Annotated in this window: 16 protein-coding genes; 6 read left to right on the top strand and 10 right to left on the bottom strand. The window is 62.9% G+C overall.

Going from position 1 to position 13302, the window contains the following annotated elements; genetic code table 11:
• From GCN78_RS05065 to GCN78_RS05075, 3 genes are all read right to left on the bottom strand, one after another.
• Positions 1-846: an undecaprenyl-diphosphate phosphatase gene (locus tag GCN78_RS05065; protein ID WP_152250716.1), complete on the bottom strand. Its 846-nt coding sequence runs from the start codon at positions 844-846 to the stop codon at positions 1-3.
• Positions 847-1014: 168 nt separating this feature from the next.
• Complete coding sequence (locus GCN78_RS05070; RefSeq protein WP_152250717.1) at positions 1015-2163, bottom strand: MFS transporter; 1149 nt, start codon at positions 2161-2163, stop codon at positions 1015-1017.
• A 33-nt stretch (positions 2164-2196) separates the two neighbouring features.
• Positions 2197-2967, bottom strand: a complete 771-nt coding sequence (locus GCN78_RS05075) for a DeoR/GlpR family DNA-binding transcription regulator (RefSeq protein ID WP_152250718.1) — start codon at positions 2965-2967, stop codon at positions 2197-2199.
• A 229-nt stretch (positions 2968-3196) separates the two neighbouring features.
• On the opposite strand from GCN78_RS05075, the gene GCN78_RS05080 reads away from it, so the two are divergent.
• On the top strand, positions 3197-4180 hold the full coding sequence (locus GCN78_RS05080) for a DUF5655 domain-containing protein (RefSeq protein WP_152250719.1): 984 nt from the start codon (positions 3197-3199) through the stop codon (positions 4178-4180).
• 22 nt (positions 4181-4202) lie between these two features.
• On the opposite strand, the gene GCN78_RS05085 is transcribed toward GCN78_RS05080, so the two are convergent.
• Both GCN78_RS05085 and GCN78_RS05090 read right to left on the bottom strand, forming a co-directional pair.
• Positions 4203-4481: a YkgJ family cysteine cluster protein gene (locus tag GCN78_RS05085; protein WP_152250720.1), complete on the bottom strand. Its 279-nt coding sequence runs from the start codon at positions 4479-4481 to the stop codon at positions 4203-4205.
• A gap of 70 nt (positions 4482-4551) precedes the next feature.
• Complete coding sequence (locus GCN78_RS05090; protein ID WP_152250721.1) at positions 4552-5421, bottom strand: head GIN domain-containing protein; 870 nt, start codon at positions 5419-5421, stop codon at positions 4552-4554.
• A 346-nt stretch (positions 5422-5767) separates the two neighbouring features.
• Between GCN78_RS05090 and GCN78_RS05095 the strand changes: the two genes are divergently transcribed.
• The 4 genes from GCN78_RS05095 (at position 5768) to GCN78_RS05110 (ending at position 9048) form a co-directional block, all read left to right on the top strand.
• Positions 5768-6418: a TetR/AcrR family transcriptional regulator gene (locus tag GCN78_RS05095; protein WP_152250722.1), complete on the top strand. Its 651-nt coding sequence runs from the start codon at positions 5768-5770 to the stop codon at positions 6416-6418.
• A gap of 169 nt (positions 6419-6587) precedes the next feature.
• Positions 6588-7238, top strand: a complete 651-nt coding sequence (locus tag GCN78_RS05100) for a protein-L-isoaspartate O-methyltransferase family protein (protein WP_152250723.1) — start codon at positions 6588-6590, stop codon at positions 7236-7238.
• A 13-nt stretch (positions 7239-7251) separates the two neighbouring features.
• Positions 7252-7575, top strand: coding sequence for a rhodanese-like domain-containing protein (locus GCN78_RS05105; protein ID WP_152250724.1), 324 nt, complete (start codon positions 7252-7254; stop codon positions 7573-7575).
• Between the two features lie 141 nt (positions 7576-7716).
• Positions 7717-9048 carry a TolC family outer membrane protein gene (locus tag GCN78_RS05110; RefSeq protein ID WP_152250725.1) on the top strand — a complete coding sequence of 444 codons (1332 nt, stop codon included), beginning with the start codon at positions 7717-7719 and terminating at the stop codon, positions 9046-9048.
• 69 nt (positions 9049-9117) lie between these two features.
• On the opposite strand, the gene GCN78_RS05115 is transcribed toward GCN78_RS05110, so the two are convergent.
• On the bottom strand, positions 9118-9585 hold the full coding sequence (locus GCN78_RS05115) for a DMT family transporter (RefSeq protein WP_152250726.1): 468 nt from the start codon (positions 9583-9585) through the stop codon (positions 9118-9120).
• Positions 9586-9676: 91 nt separating this feature from the next.
• Between GCN78_RS05115 and GCN78_RS05120 the strand changes: the two genes are divergently transcribed.
• A complete protein-coding gene (locus tag GCN78_RS05120; RefSeq protein WP_152250727.1) occupies positions 9677-10582 on the top strand; it encodes a LysR substrate-binding domain-containing protein in 906 nt (301 codons plus the stop codon).
• Between the two features lie 4 nt (positions 10583-10586).
• Here the strand turns inward: GCN78_RS05120 and gloA are convergent, their stop codons facing one another.
• The 4 genes from gloA to GCN78_RS05140 all read right to left on the bottom strand — a co-directional run bounded on the left by gloA (position 10587) and on the right by GCN78_RS05140 (position 13248).
• Positions 10587-10994 carry a lactoylglutathione lyase gene (gene gloA / locus GCN78_RS05125; protein WP_152250728.1) on the bottom strand — a complete coding sequence of 136 codons (408 nt, stop codon included), beginning with the start codon at positions 10992-10994 and terminating at the stop codon, positions 10587-10589.
• Positions 10995-11108: 114 nt separating this feature from the next.
• Positions 11109-11531, bottom strand: coding sequence for an OsmC family protein (locus GCN78_RS05130; RefSeq protein WP_035828320.1), 423 nt, complete (start codon positions 11529-11531; stop codon positions 11109-11111).
• 88 nt (positions 11532-11619) lie between these two features.
• Positions 11620-12930, bottom strand: coding sequence for a PQQ-dependent sugar dehydrogenase (locus tag GCN78_RS05135; RefSeq protein WP_152250729.1), 1311 nt, complete (start codon positions 12928-12930; stop codon positions 11620-11622).
• Positions 12931-12981: 51 nt separating this feature from the next.
• Positions 12982-13248 carry a hypothetical protein gene (locus GCN78_RS05140; RefSeq protein ID WP_152250730.1) on the bottom strand — a complete coding sequence of 89 codons (267 nt, stop codon included), beginning with the start codon at positions 13246-13248 and terminating at the stop codon, positions 12982-12984.
• Between the last annotated feature and the right edge of the window lie 54 nt (positions 13249-13302).

Genomic DNA, 13302 nt, shown 5'->3' on the forward strand with positions numbered 1-13302 from the left:
TTATTCTGCCCAAACAACCCAGCCGTAGTGGGCGCTTGCCAGGACCAGCAAGCCGAACACAATGCGGTACCAGGCAAAAAACGTGAAGTCGTGCGAGCTGATGTAGCGCAGCAGCCAGCGCACGCACAGGAAGGCGGAAATGAAGGCGGCCACGGTGCCCAGGCCGAACAGGGGCACGTCGGTGGCCGACAGGATGTCGCGCGCTTTGTACAGCGAGTAGAGGGTGGCCGCGAACAAGGTCGGGATGGCCAGGAAGAACGAGAATTCGGTGGCCGTCTTGCGCGACAGACCCAGCAGCATGCCGCCGATGATGGTCGAGCCGGAACGGCTGGTGCCGGGAATCAGCGCGAACGCCTGCGCGCAGCCCACCTTCAGGGCGTCGAACGGCGTCATTTCATCGACCGAGTTGACGCGCACGGTGACCGGGTTGGTGCGCGCGCGGCGCTCCACCAGCAAGATGATGATGCCGCCGATGATGAAGGCCATGGCGACCGGTACTGGCTTGAACAGCGCATGCTTGATCATCTTGCCGATGGCCAGGCCGATGATGGCCAGTGGCAGGAAGGCGATGGCCACGTTCAGCACGAACTTGCGCGATGTGACCTCGGTGCCGAAGGTGGACAGCACGCCGCCGATGCGCTGGCGGTATTCCCAGCACACGGCCAGAATGGCGCCCGCCTGGATGGCGATTTCAAATACCCCCATGATTTCTTTCGAGACATCCTTGGTAAAGTCGAGCAGGCTGCCGGCCAGGATTAAGTGCCCCGTGGACGAAATCGGCAAAAATTCGGTAAAACCTTCGACCAGCCCCATGATGATGGCTTTTAGCGCAAGAATGAGATCCATAGATGTATAAAAGGGTATAAGTACGGGTATAAGTGACAGGATGGGGTGACCGCGTGGCGCCAGCAATGTGCGCGGGGTCGAAGCTTACCATGCCGCAGGCCCGCGGACCTTATTTGGGCGCAGTTGGGCGGCGCTTTTTTAGCGCCGTCCGCCAGGCAGGAGGAGGGATCAGGATACTTGTTTTGCCGGCGCCACCAGGCGCGCGCTGGCCGCCACCAGCAGCAGGGCGGCGCCCAGCAGGGCGAAGGCGATATTCAGGCTGGTGGCGTGGGCGACGAAGCCGATCACGGCCGGGCCGGCCAGGATGCCCGCGTAGCCGATGGTGGTGATGGCCGCCACCGCCAGGCTGGCCGGCATGGCGTGTTGCTGGCCGGCCGCCGTGAACAGGATGGGCACGATGTTCGCCGCGCCCAGGCCGATCAGCACGAAGCCGGCCATGGCCAGGCTGGCGTGCGGCGCCAGCACGGCCAGGAAGAAGCCTGCCGCCGCACACAAGCCGCCGAAGGTAAGCACACGCTTGCCGCCAAAGCGGCTGACCACCTTGTCACCCGTGAAGCGGCCCACCGTCATGGCGATGGCGAAGGCGGCGTAGCCGAGGCCGCCCTTGGCTTCTGCCACGCCGCGCGTGGTGGTGAGGAACAGGGCGCTCCAGTCGAGGATGGCGCCCTCGGCCAGGAAAACGATAAAGCACAACAGGCCGATGAAAATGACGGCGCCATGCGGCATGACGAACAGCGGCGTCTTTTCGCCGGAGGCGGACGCGGTCGGCAACAGATGGCCTTGGGCGGCGCCCAGCACGCCGCACAGCAGCAGCATCACGACCACGCAGGACCAGGCCGGCGTCAGGCCCAGCCACAGCAGCAAAGCCATGCAAGCCGCGCCGGCAAAGCCGCCCACGCTGAACAGCGCATGAAAGCCCGACATCATGGCGCCGCCGTTGGCCTTTTCGATGATCACGGCCTGGATGTTGATGGCCACGTCAAACGTGCCCATGGCCGCGCCGAACACCAGCAGCACCAGGCCCAGCTGTAGCGGCGTGGCCGCCAGCGCCAGGCCGGGCAGCACGGCTGTCAGCAGCAGGCCGGCGCCGACGATGACCTTGCGGCAGCCGAAGCGTGCCGTGAGCATGCCCGTAAACGGCATCGCGCACAGCGAACCGGCGCCCAGGCACAGCAGCAAAATGCCGAGGGTGGCTTCATCGAGGCCCAGGCGCGACTTGGCGTAGGGAACCAAGGGTGCCCAGGCGGCCATGCCGAGGCCGGCGGCGAAGAAGACCAGGCGCGTGGCGCGTTGTTGCAGGGTGCCGGTGAGATGCATGGGGAAACTTTTCAAAGGTGGGGGTGGATAACATCAGGCGTGGGCGCGCAGCACTTGCACGCCCAGCCGTTCAAAGGCGGCCACGTGGGCCGCATCGGCATCGGCTTCCAGCACCAGGTGCTGCAGCAAGCCCGTGGCCAGCACGCCGAAGGGCGCGGCCGTGCCCAGCTTGTCGCTGGTAACGGCCACGACCACGGCCTTGCTGGCGCCGGCGATGCTGCGCTTGAACTCGGCCTCGTCGTAGTTGAACGCCGTCACGCCCGCGTCCGCATCGGCGCCGCAGGCGCCCAGGAAGCACAGGTCGGGATGCATGCGCTCGACCGTGCGCAAGGCCTGCGGGCCCAGGCTGGCGCCGGCGCGCCGGTCGACCCTGCCACCGGCCATGATCAGCTCGATTTCCGGGCGCTCCATCAGCGCCATGGCGATCGCGGGGGCATTGGTGATGATAGTGAGCGCTAACTCTGGCAGGGCGCTGGCGATGGCCAGATTGGTCGAGCCCGCATCGAGAAACAGCACCTGGCCAGCGCGTACGAGTGACACGGCGGCCTGCGCCAGGCGCGCCTTGCGTTCCGGCGCTTCCTGTTTGCGCTGCGTCAAGGTGCCGCCGTCCGGGGCCAGCGGCAGGGCGCCGCCATACACGCGCTGGCACAGGCCGGCCGCCGCCATCTCGCGCAGGTCGCGCCGTATCGTATCTTCGGACACGTCGAGCTGGCGCGCCAGGTCCAGCGCCAGCACCCTGCCATCGGCGTGCAATTGTTGCTGGATCAGCGCGTGGCGTTGTTTGAGGAGCAGGGTAGCGGACATGTTGAACTTATAAACGTGCAGGAATGTGCATAAATATACGCAAACGTGCAAAATCCGTCAACGTTTACCTGAGGTCGGCATCGTGCTCAGGATCGACGCGGTCAGGGACTGCCTACCGTATCCCTGTTGCAAATGAATTTGCAAAAAAGATAAATTTACGTTTATGCTCATCGCCGATATCTTGATGCACCTTGGTGTTTGCTGGCCGAGGAATGAGGGAAATAGACGGATGAGTGACATTAAACTTTTCAAGTTGGCCCATGGCCAAGCCCAGGAATTGCAAGGCAGCGCATCGGACCTGGAAAAACCATTGCAGACCTTGATCGAGGCAAATCTCGATACTTTGCTGAGTATCCGTTTCCTGGCGAGCGAGTATTCGACCGGCAAGACGCATGCCGGCCGCATCGATTCGCTTGGATTGGATGAGAACAATTGCCCGGTCATCCTTGAGTACAAACGGTCCGTTGGTGAAAATGTCATCAATCAAGGCTTGTACTATCTGGACTGGTTGATGGACCATCAGGCCGACTTTAAGCTGCTGGTTCTCGACAAGTTGGGCAAGCTGGCATCGGAGGCCATCGATTGGAGTGCGCCGCGGGTGATTTGCATTGCGGCTGACTTTACCAAGTTCGATAGTCATGCCGTTCAGCAGATAGGCCGGACGATCGAACTGATCCGCTATCGCCGATTTGCGGAGGATTTACTTCTTCTTGAGTCCGCAAGCACCGGCATGGATCCCGCAACAAGGAAAGGCCCCGCCAAGCGTCAGACGTCGGCACCAGCCAGGTTGGAAGCAATGGTAGTTGTACCCGCCGATGGGGGCGCGAACAAGCCGACGGGACCAGACAAGGCATTCGTGGAAGTGCTGGCAGGTCTTTCGGAGCCCATGCGTCAGTTGTTGGCCTCGCTGGAGGATTACACGATGTCGCTGGGGGATGATGTTGAACGTAAGGAGCTCCGCTTGTACCTGGCGTTCAAGCGGCTGAAGAACTTTGCGACAGTGGTGATACACAAGAAGAACTGCCTCGTGCTGTACTTGCACATCGACCCGGCCCCCGTATTGCACGTCCTGCCAAAATCGCGCGACGTGACCGCGATCGGGCATTGGGGCACGGGTAACCTGGAGATCAGCATCAGCACGCTCGCGGAACTGGATGCGGCAAAGCCATTCATTTTTGCCGCGTATGCAGGTCAGCGGGACGTGAAAGCGTAAGCGATGGCGACCGGTGCGCGTATCAGTGCTCTGGTGCCGTGGCCAGTTCCAACTGGTTCAGCCAGCGCACCGCATGTTCGCGGTTGTCGCCGCACATGTCCTCGGATGGCTGCAAGCCGCCGCAAAACGCGGGCCGCTCGGGCTGGCCAAAGATCTTGCAACGGTTGTCGTCGGCCAGCTGCACGCAGCGCACGCCCGCAGGTTTGCCATCCGGCATCCCAGGAATCGGGCTGGTGATGGACGGTGCGGTGCAGCAGGCGCCACAGGATGGGCGGCATGCCAGGGTGGCGGATGGTGACATGGGAGTTCAGGCGGGCGGGTGAGGAGCCGACAGTATAGCAAGCCGGCTCCCGTGCGTCGCCAGGGCGCGTTCAGCGCACGATGCTGACGCGCTTGCCCGACAGGGTGCGGCGGGCCGGATCGCCATGCACGGTGATGCGGCCGGAACCGCTGGCGCGGGCGTTGACTTCATTCTGGACGGTGACGTCGATGTCGCCGGAACCGTTGCTCGCCAGATAGGCAACGTCGCTGCTCAGCGCCGCCAGGTTGACATCGCCCGAGCCATTCACTTTGGCGTCGAGGCGCTGCACGGCGCCGCTGGCGCTGATGCTGCCCGAGCCATTGACGGCCACGTTGATGCGTTCGCCGCGCACGCTGCCCACCTGGATGCTGCCCGAGCCGTTCTGCACGGCGTCCGTGTTGCCGCTGGCGAGGGCCGCCGCGTTGACGCTGCCCGAGCCATTGTTGGCCACGTCGAAGCGTCCGACTGTGCCCGACAGTTCACTCTTCATCGAGCCGCGCTGCTCCAGGCTGAAATCGTCACCATTGAGGCCGTTGACCACCAGGCGGCCCGAGCCGGAAATGTTGATCTTCTTCAATTGCGGCGTCGTATAGATGACGTGGATGCCATTGCTGCTGCGAATGTTCGTATCGTTCCAGATGCGCAGGGTGTTGCCGCTCACTTCGCTATGGATGCGCGGCTGCAGGTTGCTGTCCGCTTCGATCACCAGCGAGGTCGCCGGCCCGACGCGCACATCGATCTTGATATCGATGCGCTTCATGCTGTCGATGTCGAGCGCATTGATGTTGCTGACCTGGCGCACGTCGCGGCTTATTTGTTCGTTGCCCTGGATGGCATTGCCGCCCGAGTCGGCGTAGCGTACTTCGCCATCGTTGGGGTTGATGACGATGGCGCAACCGCCGAGGGCAACGGCACAGCACAGGGCCAGCAAGATACGCATGGTGTTCCTTTATGGTGGTTGTAGTTCAGGACAAGAAAAAAAGCCGGCTGCCGCGCCGCGGCTGCCGTGCTGTCGATGACAAGGTAACAAATCCGGCATGCTTGCTGATTGGAAATGCGACGAACTGCGCAAAACGGGGGGTGAAACGCATTCTGCTTCACCCGGCGCCACGGGGCCGGCGCCAGGGGAGGTGTCGCCAACGCCGGCACGGAGCGTACAATACCCGTGAATACCCGTGTTCGGCGTGCCGCGCGGTGCCCCGCGTTGCGCGCGTGGCCAGTGCTTGACCTTGATCGCAGACCGGTCTACCATTAATGACTCAAAAGTAAGTTACTTGGAAAGATACATGCAAGCCCCGATTGATACCAAGCCCCGCTGGGAGCGGCGCAAGGATGCCCGCCCGCAGGAACTGCTCGCCGCCGCCCTCGACCTGTTTGTCGAACGGGGCTTCGCGTCGACGCGCCTGGAGGATGTGGCCAAGCGGGCCGGCGTGTCGAAAGGCACCCTGTACCTGTACTTCGAGAACAAGCAAGAGCTGTTCAAGGCCGTGGTGCGCGACAATATCGTGCACTCGATCGGCGAGGCCGAGGACAGCATGGCCGCCTCGGACAGCAGCAGCGCGGAGTTGTTGCGCAAGGTGATGATGCAGTGGTGGGAAGAGTTCGGCGCCACCAAGCTGGCCGGTTTGACCAAGCTGATGCTGGCCGAAGCGAACAATTTCCCGGAACTGGCGCAGTTTTACAACGAAGAGGTGGTCGCGCGCGGCAATGCGCTGGTCGTCACCCTGTTGGAACGTGGCATGCTGCGCGGCGAATTCCGCCAGGTCGATCCCGTGCTGGTCAGCACCATCCTCAGCGCGCCCGTCACCATGCTGATGATGTGGACGCACTCCTTCCTGCCATGCGAGGTCAAGAATATCGATCCGCTCGCCTACATGGATGCCTTTATCGACATGAGCTTGCGCAGCCTGCAGGTGGAGGCGCCCGGGAAACCTTGATATGCAGAGCTTGTCTCTACCGTTCAGTTACCCCTTTTCCAAGGTTCGCCCCCTCAAATCTGCAGATCGTCGCAAATTTCCTCCATTCCCCGCCTTTATGGTTAACATGTGCTTTCAGCCAGTTCAACGATAAAATGGCGGATTATTACTTCACTTACCGAGTCCAAAGATGAATATCGAACAAGCCCGCTTCAATATGATCGAACAGCAGATCCGTCCATGGGACGTACTGGATATCGACGTATTGGAGCTGTTGAACGTGGTCAAGCGTGAAGATTTCGTGCCGGCCGCCTATAAAAACCTGGCCTTCGTCGATACCGAAATTCCACTGGGCGGCGGCGAATGCATGTTCACGCCGAAGCTGGAAGCGCGCATTTTGCAAGACGTAGCCGTCAAGAAGCATGAAAATGTGCTGGAAATCGGCACCGGCAGCGGCTACATGGCCGCTTTGCTGGCGCACAAGGCACGTCATGTGACGACCGTTGAAATCGTTCCCCAATTGAAAACTTTGGCCGAGCAGACCCTGGCCGCCAACGGCGTGACGAACGTCACCGTGGAACTGGGCGACGGCGCCCAGGGTTGGAGCAAGGGCGCACCGTACGACGTGATCGTCGTGTCCGGCGCCCTGGCCGTGTTGCCGGAAGCACTGTTGCAACAAGTCAAAGTCGGCGGCCGCATCCTGGCCATCATCGGCGAAGCGCCGATCATGTCGGCGCACCTGATCACGCGCAGCTCGGACAAGGCTTACGACACGCGCAAGCTGTTTGAAACCAATGTCACGCCGCTGCAAGCCGTGGCACCGTCGCATTTCCAGTTCTGAGGCGACCGAGTCGATGGAGCATTTGAGTGCACCGCAGCTGGCCGCTTGGCTGGCTGACCCGTCCCGCCCGCACCCGTTCTTGCTGGACGTGCGGGAACAGTGGGAGTTCGACCTGTGCCACCTCGATGGCGCCACCTTGATGCAGATGAACTCGATTCCTGCGCGCATCGATGACCTCGATGAAGATGCCGAGATCGTCTGCATCTGCCATCACGGCATGCGCAGCATGCAAGTGGCGGCCTTCCTGGAGCGCAATGGTTTTGGCAAGATCAGTAATTTGACGGGCGGCGTGCATGCCTGGGCGCTGCAAGTCGACAGCGCAATGCCTAAATACTAAGTTATTTTGCAGTAGATGCACCCAGGCATGTTTTCCTGCATGCCTGCGGAGGCCTGTACCCCGCTTACCCGGCGGGCGCAAGGCAAGCGGTAGCAGATTTTTGATTCCATCAACTTTTGACGACTCCAACGGAGAAATGCAATGCGGAAACCCCTTATCGCCGTGCTGATGACCAGCGCCTTTGTCTCGATGACATACTCGCTGCAAGCGCAGGCGGCCGATCTCATCCAGGTGTACCAGCAGGCGCTGGCCAATGACGCGCAGTACGCCAGCGCGCGCGCGGCCTTGTCGGCGGGGATGGAGCGGGTTCCGCAGGGACTGGCAGGCTTGCTGCCGCAAATCTCCGCGTCGGGCAGCAATACGCGTGGCAATCAGGAACCGATCGTATTGAGTCAAGGCAATAAGATCACCATGCCGACCGTTAACGTGCACACGAATACCTACAACCTGACCCTGGCGCAGCCGCTGTTCCGTTGGGATCGCTGGGAAACCTATCAGCAAAGCAAGCTGGCGCAGGCGATTGCCGAAGCGCAATTTGCACAGGTGCAGCAAGACCTGATCACCCGCGTGGCGCAGGCGTATTTCGACGTGCTCAGCGCGCAGGACAACCTGGGCGCCACGCAGGCGCAAAAAGTCGCGACGACGGAGCAGCTGGCATCGGCCAAGCGCAACTTCGAAGTCGGCACGCAAACGATCACCGACACGCACGAAGCGCAAGCGGCCTACGACCTGGTGGTGGCGCAGGAATTTGCCGCCATCAATGACCTGGCCAACAAGCGCAGCGCCTTGCAAACCATTATCGGCGAAGCGCCAACAAGCTTGGCGCCGATGCGCACGGGCGTGGTCATCAGCGCGCCGGAACCGGCTGCCGTCGAACCGTGGGTGAGTTCGGCGGAAGAGCAGAACTATGGCGTCGTCACGGCCCAGTTCAACGTGGAATCGGCCAAGCGCGACATCGGCCGCAACCGCGCCGGCCACTACCCGACCCTGGACCTGATCGCCAACACGGGCCACACTTACACGACGGGCGGCGCAGGCGGCGTCAACAACAATGCCATCGGCGTGCAGTGGAGCATCCCGATCTTCAGCGGCTTTGCCGTCACCAGCAAGGTGCGCGAATCGATCGCGCTGGAAAACAAGGCCCGCAACGACCTGGAAACGGCACGCCGCGCGGCGTCGCAAGGCGCGCGCCAGGCTTTCCTGGGCGTCAATAGCGGCCTGGCGCAAGTCAAGGCGCTGGAAGCGGCGGAAGTGTCGAGCAAATCGGCGCTGGAGTCGAACCAGCTCGGCTATCAAGTGGGCGTGCGCATCAATATCGACGTCTTGAATGCGCAGAAACAATTGTTCTCGACGCAAAAAGACCTGTCGAAAGCCCGTTACGACACCATCATGAATGGCTTGCGCCTGAAGGCGGCGGCCGGCACCCTGAAGGAAACGGACTTGATGCCCGTCAACGCCTTGCTCGACAAGTAAGCGCGGTCTTGCCTTGAATGAAAACCAGCACCGGCGACGGCGCTGGTTTTTTTTCGTCTTGACGTGTTGTCACACGGCGCGGCTGTTGGCCACTTGCGTCAGGATCACACCCGCCACCACCAAGCCCGCGCCGGCCCAGTGCAGCGGAGAAATATGCTTGACGGCAAAGCCCAGCAAGCCGTAGCGGTCGATGGCCAGCGCGGCCAGCATTTGTCCGCCGATGACGGCCGCCATGAAGGGACCGGACCCCATGCGCGGCGCCAGCATCAGCGCGGCCGTAATGTAAAACACGCCGGCCGCCCCGCCCAGCCAGGACCAGCCAGGTCCCCGCATGGCGAGGTGGACATCGGGCGCCGGCACCCGCCAGACCAGCATTACGAACGACGCCAGCACGGCGCTGACGGCCAGCGAGGCAAGCGTGGCCCACAGCGGGTGGCCCAGGTTGCGGCCCAGCGCGGCATTCGCGCCCGCCTGGAAGGGAACGACGGCGCCGGCCAGCATGGCCAGCGGGGCAAATAGGGTGATCCATCCATGCATGTGTGACTCCCACAGTTGAGTTGATGGGATCATCGTATTATGCTGTCATGATTAAATCCAATTCGTAGTTTGTCATCCAGCTATGCATGAAATGAATAATCTGCGCGCCGTCGATTTGAACTTGCTGGTGATCCTCGAAGCGCTGCTCAGTGAGCGCCATTTGTCGCGCGCGGCGCAGCGCCTGCACATGAGCCAGCCAGCCGTCAGCCATGCGCTGGCGCGCCTGCGCCATCTGCTCGACGATCCGCTGCTGCTGCGCGGCAAGGGTGGCTTCCAGCCCACGGCGCGCGCGCTGGCATTGGCGCGGCCGCTGGCCGAAGCCCTGCAAAGCGTGCGCTCCGTGCTGGGCGGCGCCGTCTTTGAGGCGGCCACGGCGCAGCGCGTGTTTCGCCTGGCCATGTCGGATTACGGCGCGGCCTTGCTCTTGCCCGCTTTGCTGCGGCGTTTGCGCGTGGAAGCGCCCGGCATCGACCTGGCCGTCAGCTATGCCAGCCGCCCGGCCGTGATCGCCGGCGTGCAGGATGGCGAGATCGACCTGGCGCTGGGCGTGTTCCCGCAACTGCCCGAGCAGTTACATAGAGAAACCTTATTCGAGGAAACGTTCGTGTGCGCGTTTGATCCGGCCAGCCTGGCAGACGGCGAAACCTTGAGTCTGGACACCTATCTGGCGCGCCCCCATGTACTGGTGGCGTCCAGCGAAGGCGGCATGGCGGCCGAAGTCGACGCAGCGCTGGCCCAGCTGGGCCGGACGCGTCGCATCGCCGTGCGTGTGCCGTACTGGACGGTCGCACCGGAGGTCGTGAAGGGGACGGACTTGATCCTGACGGTGGCGCGGCGCGCCTTGCAGGCAAGCGCGGCGCAAGGGCTGGCGCTGTACGCGGCGCCGTTTGCCATCGCGCCATTTGCGTTTGAAGTGATACGGCACCGCCGCACGGAGGGCGATGCGGGCATCTCCTGGCTGCGCGCGGCCATTGCACAGGCCGCCGAGCCAGGCTGAGGTATTACAAGCCGCCGCCCTGGCCGTCGAACTGGCGTTCGATCAGTTCGATCTTGTAGCCATCCGGGTCGGTGATGAAGGCGATGACGGTGTTGCCACCTTTCACGGGGCCCGGTTCGCGCGTGACGTTGCCGCCATTCGCCCGTGCCGCGTCGCAGGCGGCGACGATATCGTCGGCCGAGATGGCGATGTGGCCATAGGCCGTGCCCAGCTCGTAGCTGGTGGTGCCATAGTTATACGTCAGTTCCAGTTCCGCGTGGTCGGGATTCGCGCCGTAGCCGACGAAGGCCAGCGTGTACTGGTACTCCGGGTTGTCGCTGGTGCGCAGCAATTTCATGCCCAGGACCTTGGTGTAAAAATCGATGGAGCGCTGCAGGTCGCCGACCCGTAACATGGTGTGCAAAATACGCATCGTGTATCCTTGATGATGATGGGGGAATGGCAGGATTTTATGCGCTTTGCGGCTTTCGTGCCGAGACCGCCCCTGCCGTCCGGTGATGGGACGGCAGCGGACGGCATGCCGACATTACTCCAGATGGGCGTCCAAGGTGATTTCCGTGGCCAGCAACTTGGACACTGGGCAGCCGAGCTTGGCGCGCAGGGCCGCGTCCTGGAATGCTTCATCGGTGGCGCCGGGGATGGTGGCCACGAGGGTCAGGTGCACGGCCGTGATGGCATAGCTGCCATCGATTTTTTCCAGGCTGACGTCGGCCGTGGTTTTCAGGGCCGTGGCGCGCAAGCCCGCCTCGCCCAACTGGCCGGACAGGGCCATCGTGAAGCAGGCGGCATGGGCGGCGCCGATCAATTCTTCCGGATTGCTGCCGGGACCGTCTTCGAAGCGTGTGTTGAAGCCATAGGCCACATTGTCGAGCGCGCCGCTTTGGGTGGAAATAAACCCTTTGCCATCTTTAAGGCCGCCACTCCAGACGGCTGATCCTGTTTTTTTCATGATGTACTCCTTGCGTGGTTCGAGCGTCCATCATGCGCGCCCCACCCTTGCCCTTCCGTTCGTTGCGTCACACTGTGGCAGATGGGGTTCAACGGGCCGGTGTCACGCGCCAGATGACATTGCCCACGTCGTCCGCCACCAGCAGCGCGCCCGCCTTGTCGACGGCCACGCCGACGGGGCGCCCCTGCGCCTTGCCATTCTCGTCGAGGAAGCCGCTGACGACATCTTGCGGCGGGCCGCTGGGCTCGCCATTCGCGAAGGGCACATGAATGACTTGATAGCCGCTGAAAGGTTTGCGGTTCCACGAGCCATGCTGGCCGACGAAGGCGCCGCCCCGGTAGCGTTCGGGCAGCAAGGTGCCGTCATAAAACGCCAGACCCAGCGAAGCCGTGTGCGCGCCCAGCGCGTAGTCGGGTGCGATGGCGGTAGCCACGAGGTCGGGGCGTGGCGGCTTGACCCGCGCATCGACGTGCTGGCCGAAATAACTGTAGGGCCAGCCATAGAAGGCGCCGTCCTTGACGGACGTCATGTAGTCGGGCACCAGGTCGTTGCCCAGCTCGTCGCGTTCATTGACCGCCGTCCAGAGAGCCCCGCTGTGCGGCTGCCAGGCCATGCCATTCGGATTGCGCAAACCCGTCGCATACACGCGTGCCTTGCCCGTCGCGCGCGTGACTTGCCAGATGGCGGCGCGGCCATCCTCGGCCGTCATGCCGTTCTCGCCCACATTGCTGTTGGAACCGACGGAAACATAGAGAAACTTGCCGTCGGCGCTGGCGATGACGTTCTTGGTCCAGTGGTGATTGATTGTGCCGCCCGGCAAATCCAGCACCTTGACACCCGGCGCCGTGATGGCCGTTTGCCCGGCGACGTAAGGAAAGCGCATCAAGGCGTCGGCATTGGCGACGTACAGCTCGTTGCCGACCAGGGCCATGCCGAACGGCGAGTGCAGTCCTTGCAGGAAGACGCTGCGCGTCTGCGCCACGCCATTCGCATCGATGCCGCGCAGCAGGGTGATGCGGTTGGCGCTTGGCGTGGCCGCGCCCGCCTTTTTCATTTGCATCTGCATGATGGCGCCCTTGATGCCCTTGCTGTCGTCCGGTTTCGGCGGAGCATTCGTTTCCGCGACGAGCACATCGCCATTCGGCAGCACGTACAGCCAGCGCGGATGGTCGAGGTCGCGCGCATACGCCTGGATGGCCAGGCCGGGGGCGACAGCGGGGCGCTGCGTAGCCGTCCAGCGCTGCACGGGCGCGACATTAACGGTGGGAATGAATTGCCTGTCCGGCGCGGGCAGGGCGGGCTGCGGTCCGAAACCGACGGGCATGGCGGGCGCCTGGGCGTGGGCGAGCGAGGTGCCGCAGACAGCGGCCAGCAGGAAGGAACAGGTGTAACGGTGCATGGCGTACTCCATAACGCTACCGGTGCGAGTAGCGCTGCGTGAAAATGCGATTCAGCGCGCCTTCTTTGGTTCCAGTTGCGCGTCGGGGCGGGCCTGCTGCGGTGCTGCCGGCTTGACCTTTTCCACGCCGGGCTGGGCATGCCGGTCCGTGTCGACCAGACCCTGCTCCAGGTCGCTGGCGGCCTGCTGCATGATCTTGCGCGGGCGGATATCTTGCGCATCGGGCGATTCGTCGCGCTCGTGCGGCAGGCGGTCGACGCCGTCATTGCTGACCTTTTCATCGGTATTGATCTTGCGTTCGCTGGGTGGGGTACGCATATGGCCTCCTGACAGTAAAGTGAAACCAGTGTCCCGCCGCACCAGGCTGACCGC

Source organism: Janthinobacterium rivuli, from assembly GCF_009208735.1.
Lineage (GTDB): Bacteria > Pseudomonadota > Gammaproteobacteria > Burkholderiales > Burkholderiaceae_D > Janthinobacterium.

What these genes read in the sequence shown, in the direction of transcription:
- GCN78_RS05065 (WP_152250716.1), bottom strand. Translation starts at nt 846, where the DNA reads ATGGATCTCATTCTTGCGCTAAAAGCCATCATCATGGGGCTGGTCGAA.
- GCN78_RS05070 (WP_152250717.1), bottom strand. Translation starts at nt 2,163, where the DNA reads ATGCATCTCACCGGCACCCTGCAACAACGCGCCACGCGCCTGGTCTTC.
- GCN78_RS05075 (WP_152250718.1), bottom strand. Translation starts at nt 2,967, where the DNA reads ATGTCCGCTACCCTGCTCCTCAAACAACGCCACGCGCTGATCCAGCAA.
- GCN78_RS05080 (WP_152250719.1), top strand. Translation starts at nt 3,197, where the DNA reads ATGAGTGACATTAAACTTTTCAAGTTGGCCCATGGCCAAGCCCAGGAA.
- GCN78_RS05085 (WP_152250720.1), bottom strand. Translation starts at nt 4,481, where the DNA reads ATGTCACCATCCGCCACCCTGGCATGCCGCCCATCCTGTGGCGCCTGC.
- GCN78_RS05090 (WP_152250721.1), bottom strand. Translation starts at nt 5,421, where the DNA reads ATGCGTATCTTGCTGGCCCTGTGCTGTGCCGTTGCCCTCGGCGGTTGC.
- GCN78_RS05095 (WP_152250722.1), top strand. Translation starts at nt 5,768, where the DNA reads ATGCAAGCCCCGATTGATACCAAGCCCCGCTGGGAGCGGCGCAAGGAT.
- GCN78_RS05100 (WP_152250723.1), top strand. Translation starts at nt 6,588, where the DNA reads ATGAATATCGAACAAGCCCGCTTCAATATGATCGAACAGCAGATCCGT.
- GCN78_RS05105 (WP_152250724.1), top strand. Translation starts at nt 7,252, where the DNA reads ATGGAGCATTTGAGTGCACCGCAGCTGGCCGCTTGGCTGGCTGACCCG.
- GCN78_RS05110 (WP_152250725.1), top strand. Translation starts at nt 7,717, where the DNA reads ATGCGGAAACCCCTTATCGCCGTGCTGATGACCAGCGCCTTTGTCTCG.
- GCN78_RS05115 (WP_152250726.1), bottom strand. Translation starts at nt 9,585, where the DNA reads ATGCATGGATGGATCACCCTATTTGCCCCGCTGGCCATGCTGGCCGGC.
- GCN78_RS05120 (WP_152250727.1), top strand. Translation starts at nt 9,677, where the DNA reads ATGAATAATCTGCGCGCCGTCGATTTGAACTTGCTGGTGATCCTCGAA.
- gloA (WP_152250728.1), bottom strand. Translation starts at nt 10,994, where the DNA reads ATGCGTATTTTGCACACCATGTTACGGGTCGGCGACCTGCAGCGCTCC.
- GCN78_RS05130 (WP_035828320.1), bottom strand. Translation starts at nt 11,531, where the DNA reads ATGAAAAAAACAGGATCAGCCGTCTGGAGTGGCGGCCTTAAAGATGGC.
- GCN78_RS05135 (WP_152250729.1), bottom strand. Translation starts at nt 12,930, where the DNA reads ATGCACCGTTACACCTGTTCCTTCCTGCTGGCCGCTGTCTGCGGCACC.
- GCN78_RS05140 (WP_152250730.1), bottom strand. Translation starts at nt 13,248, where the DNA reads ATGCGTACCCCACCCAGCGAACGCAAGATCAATACCGATGAAAAGGTC.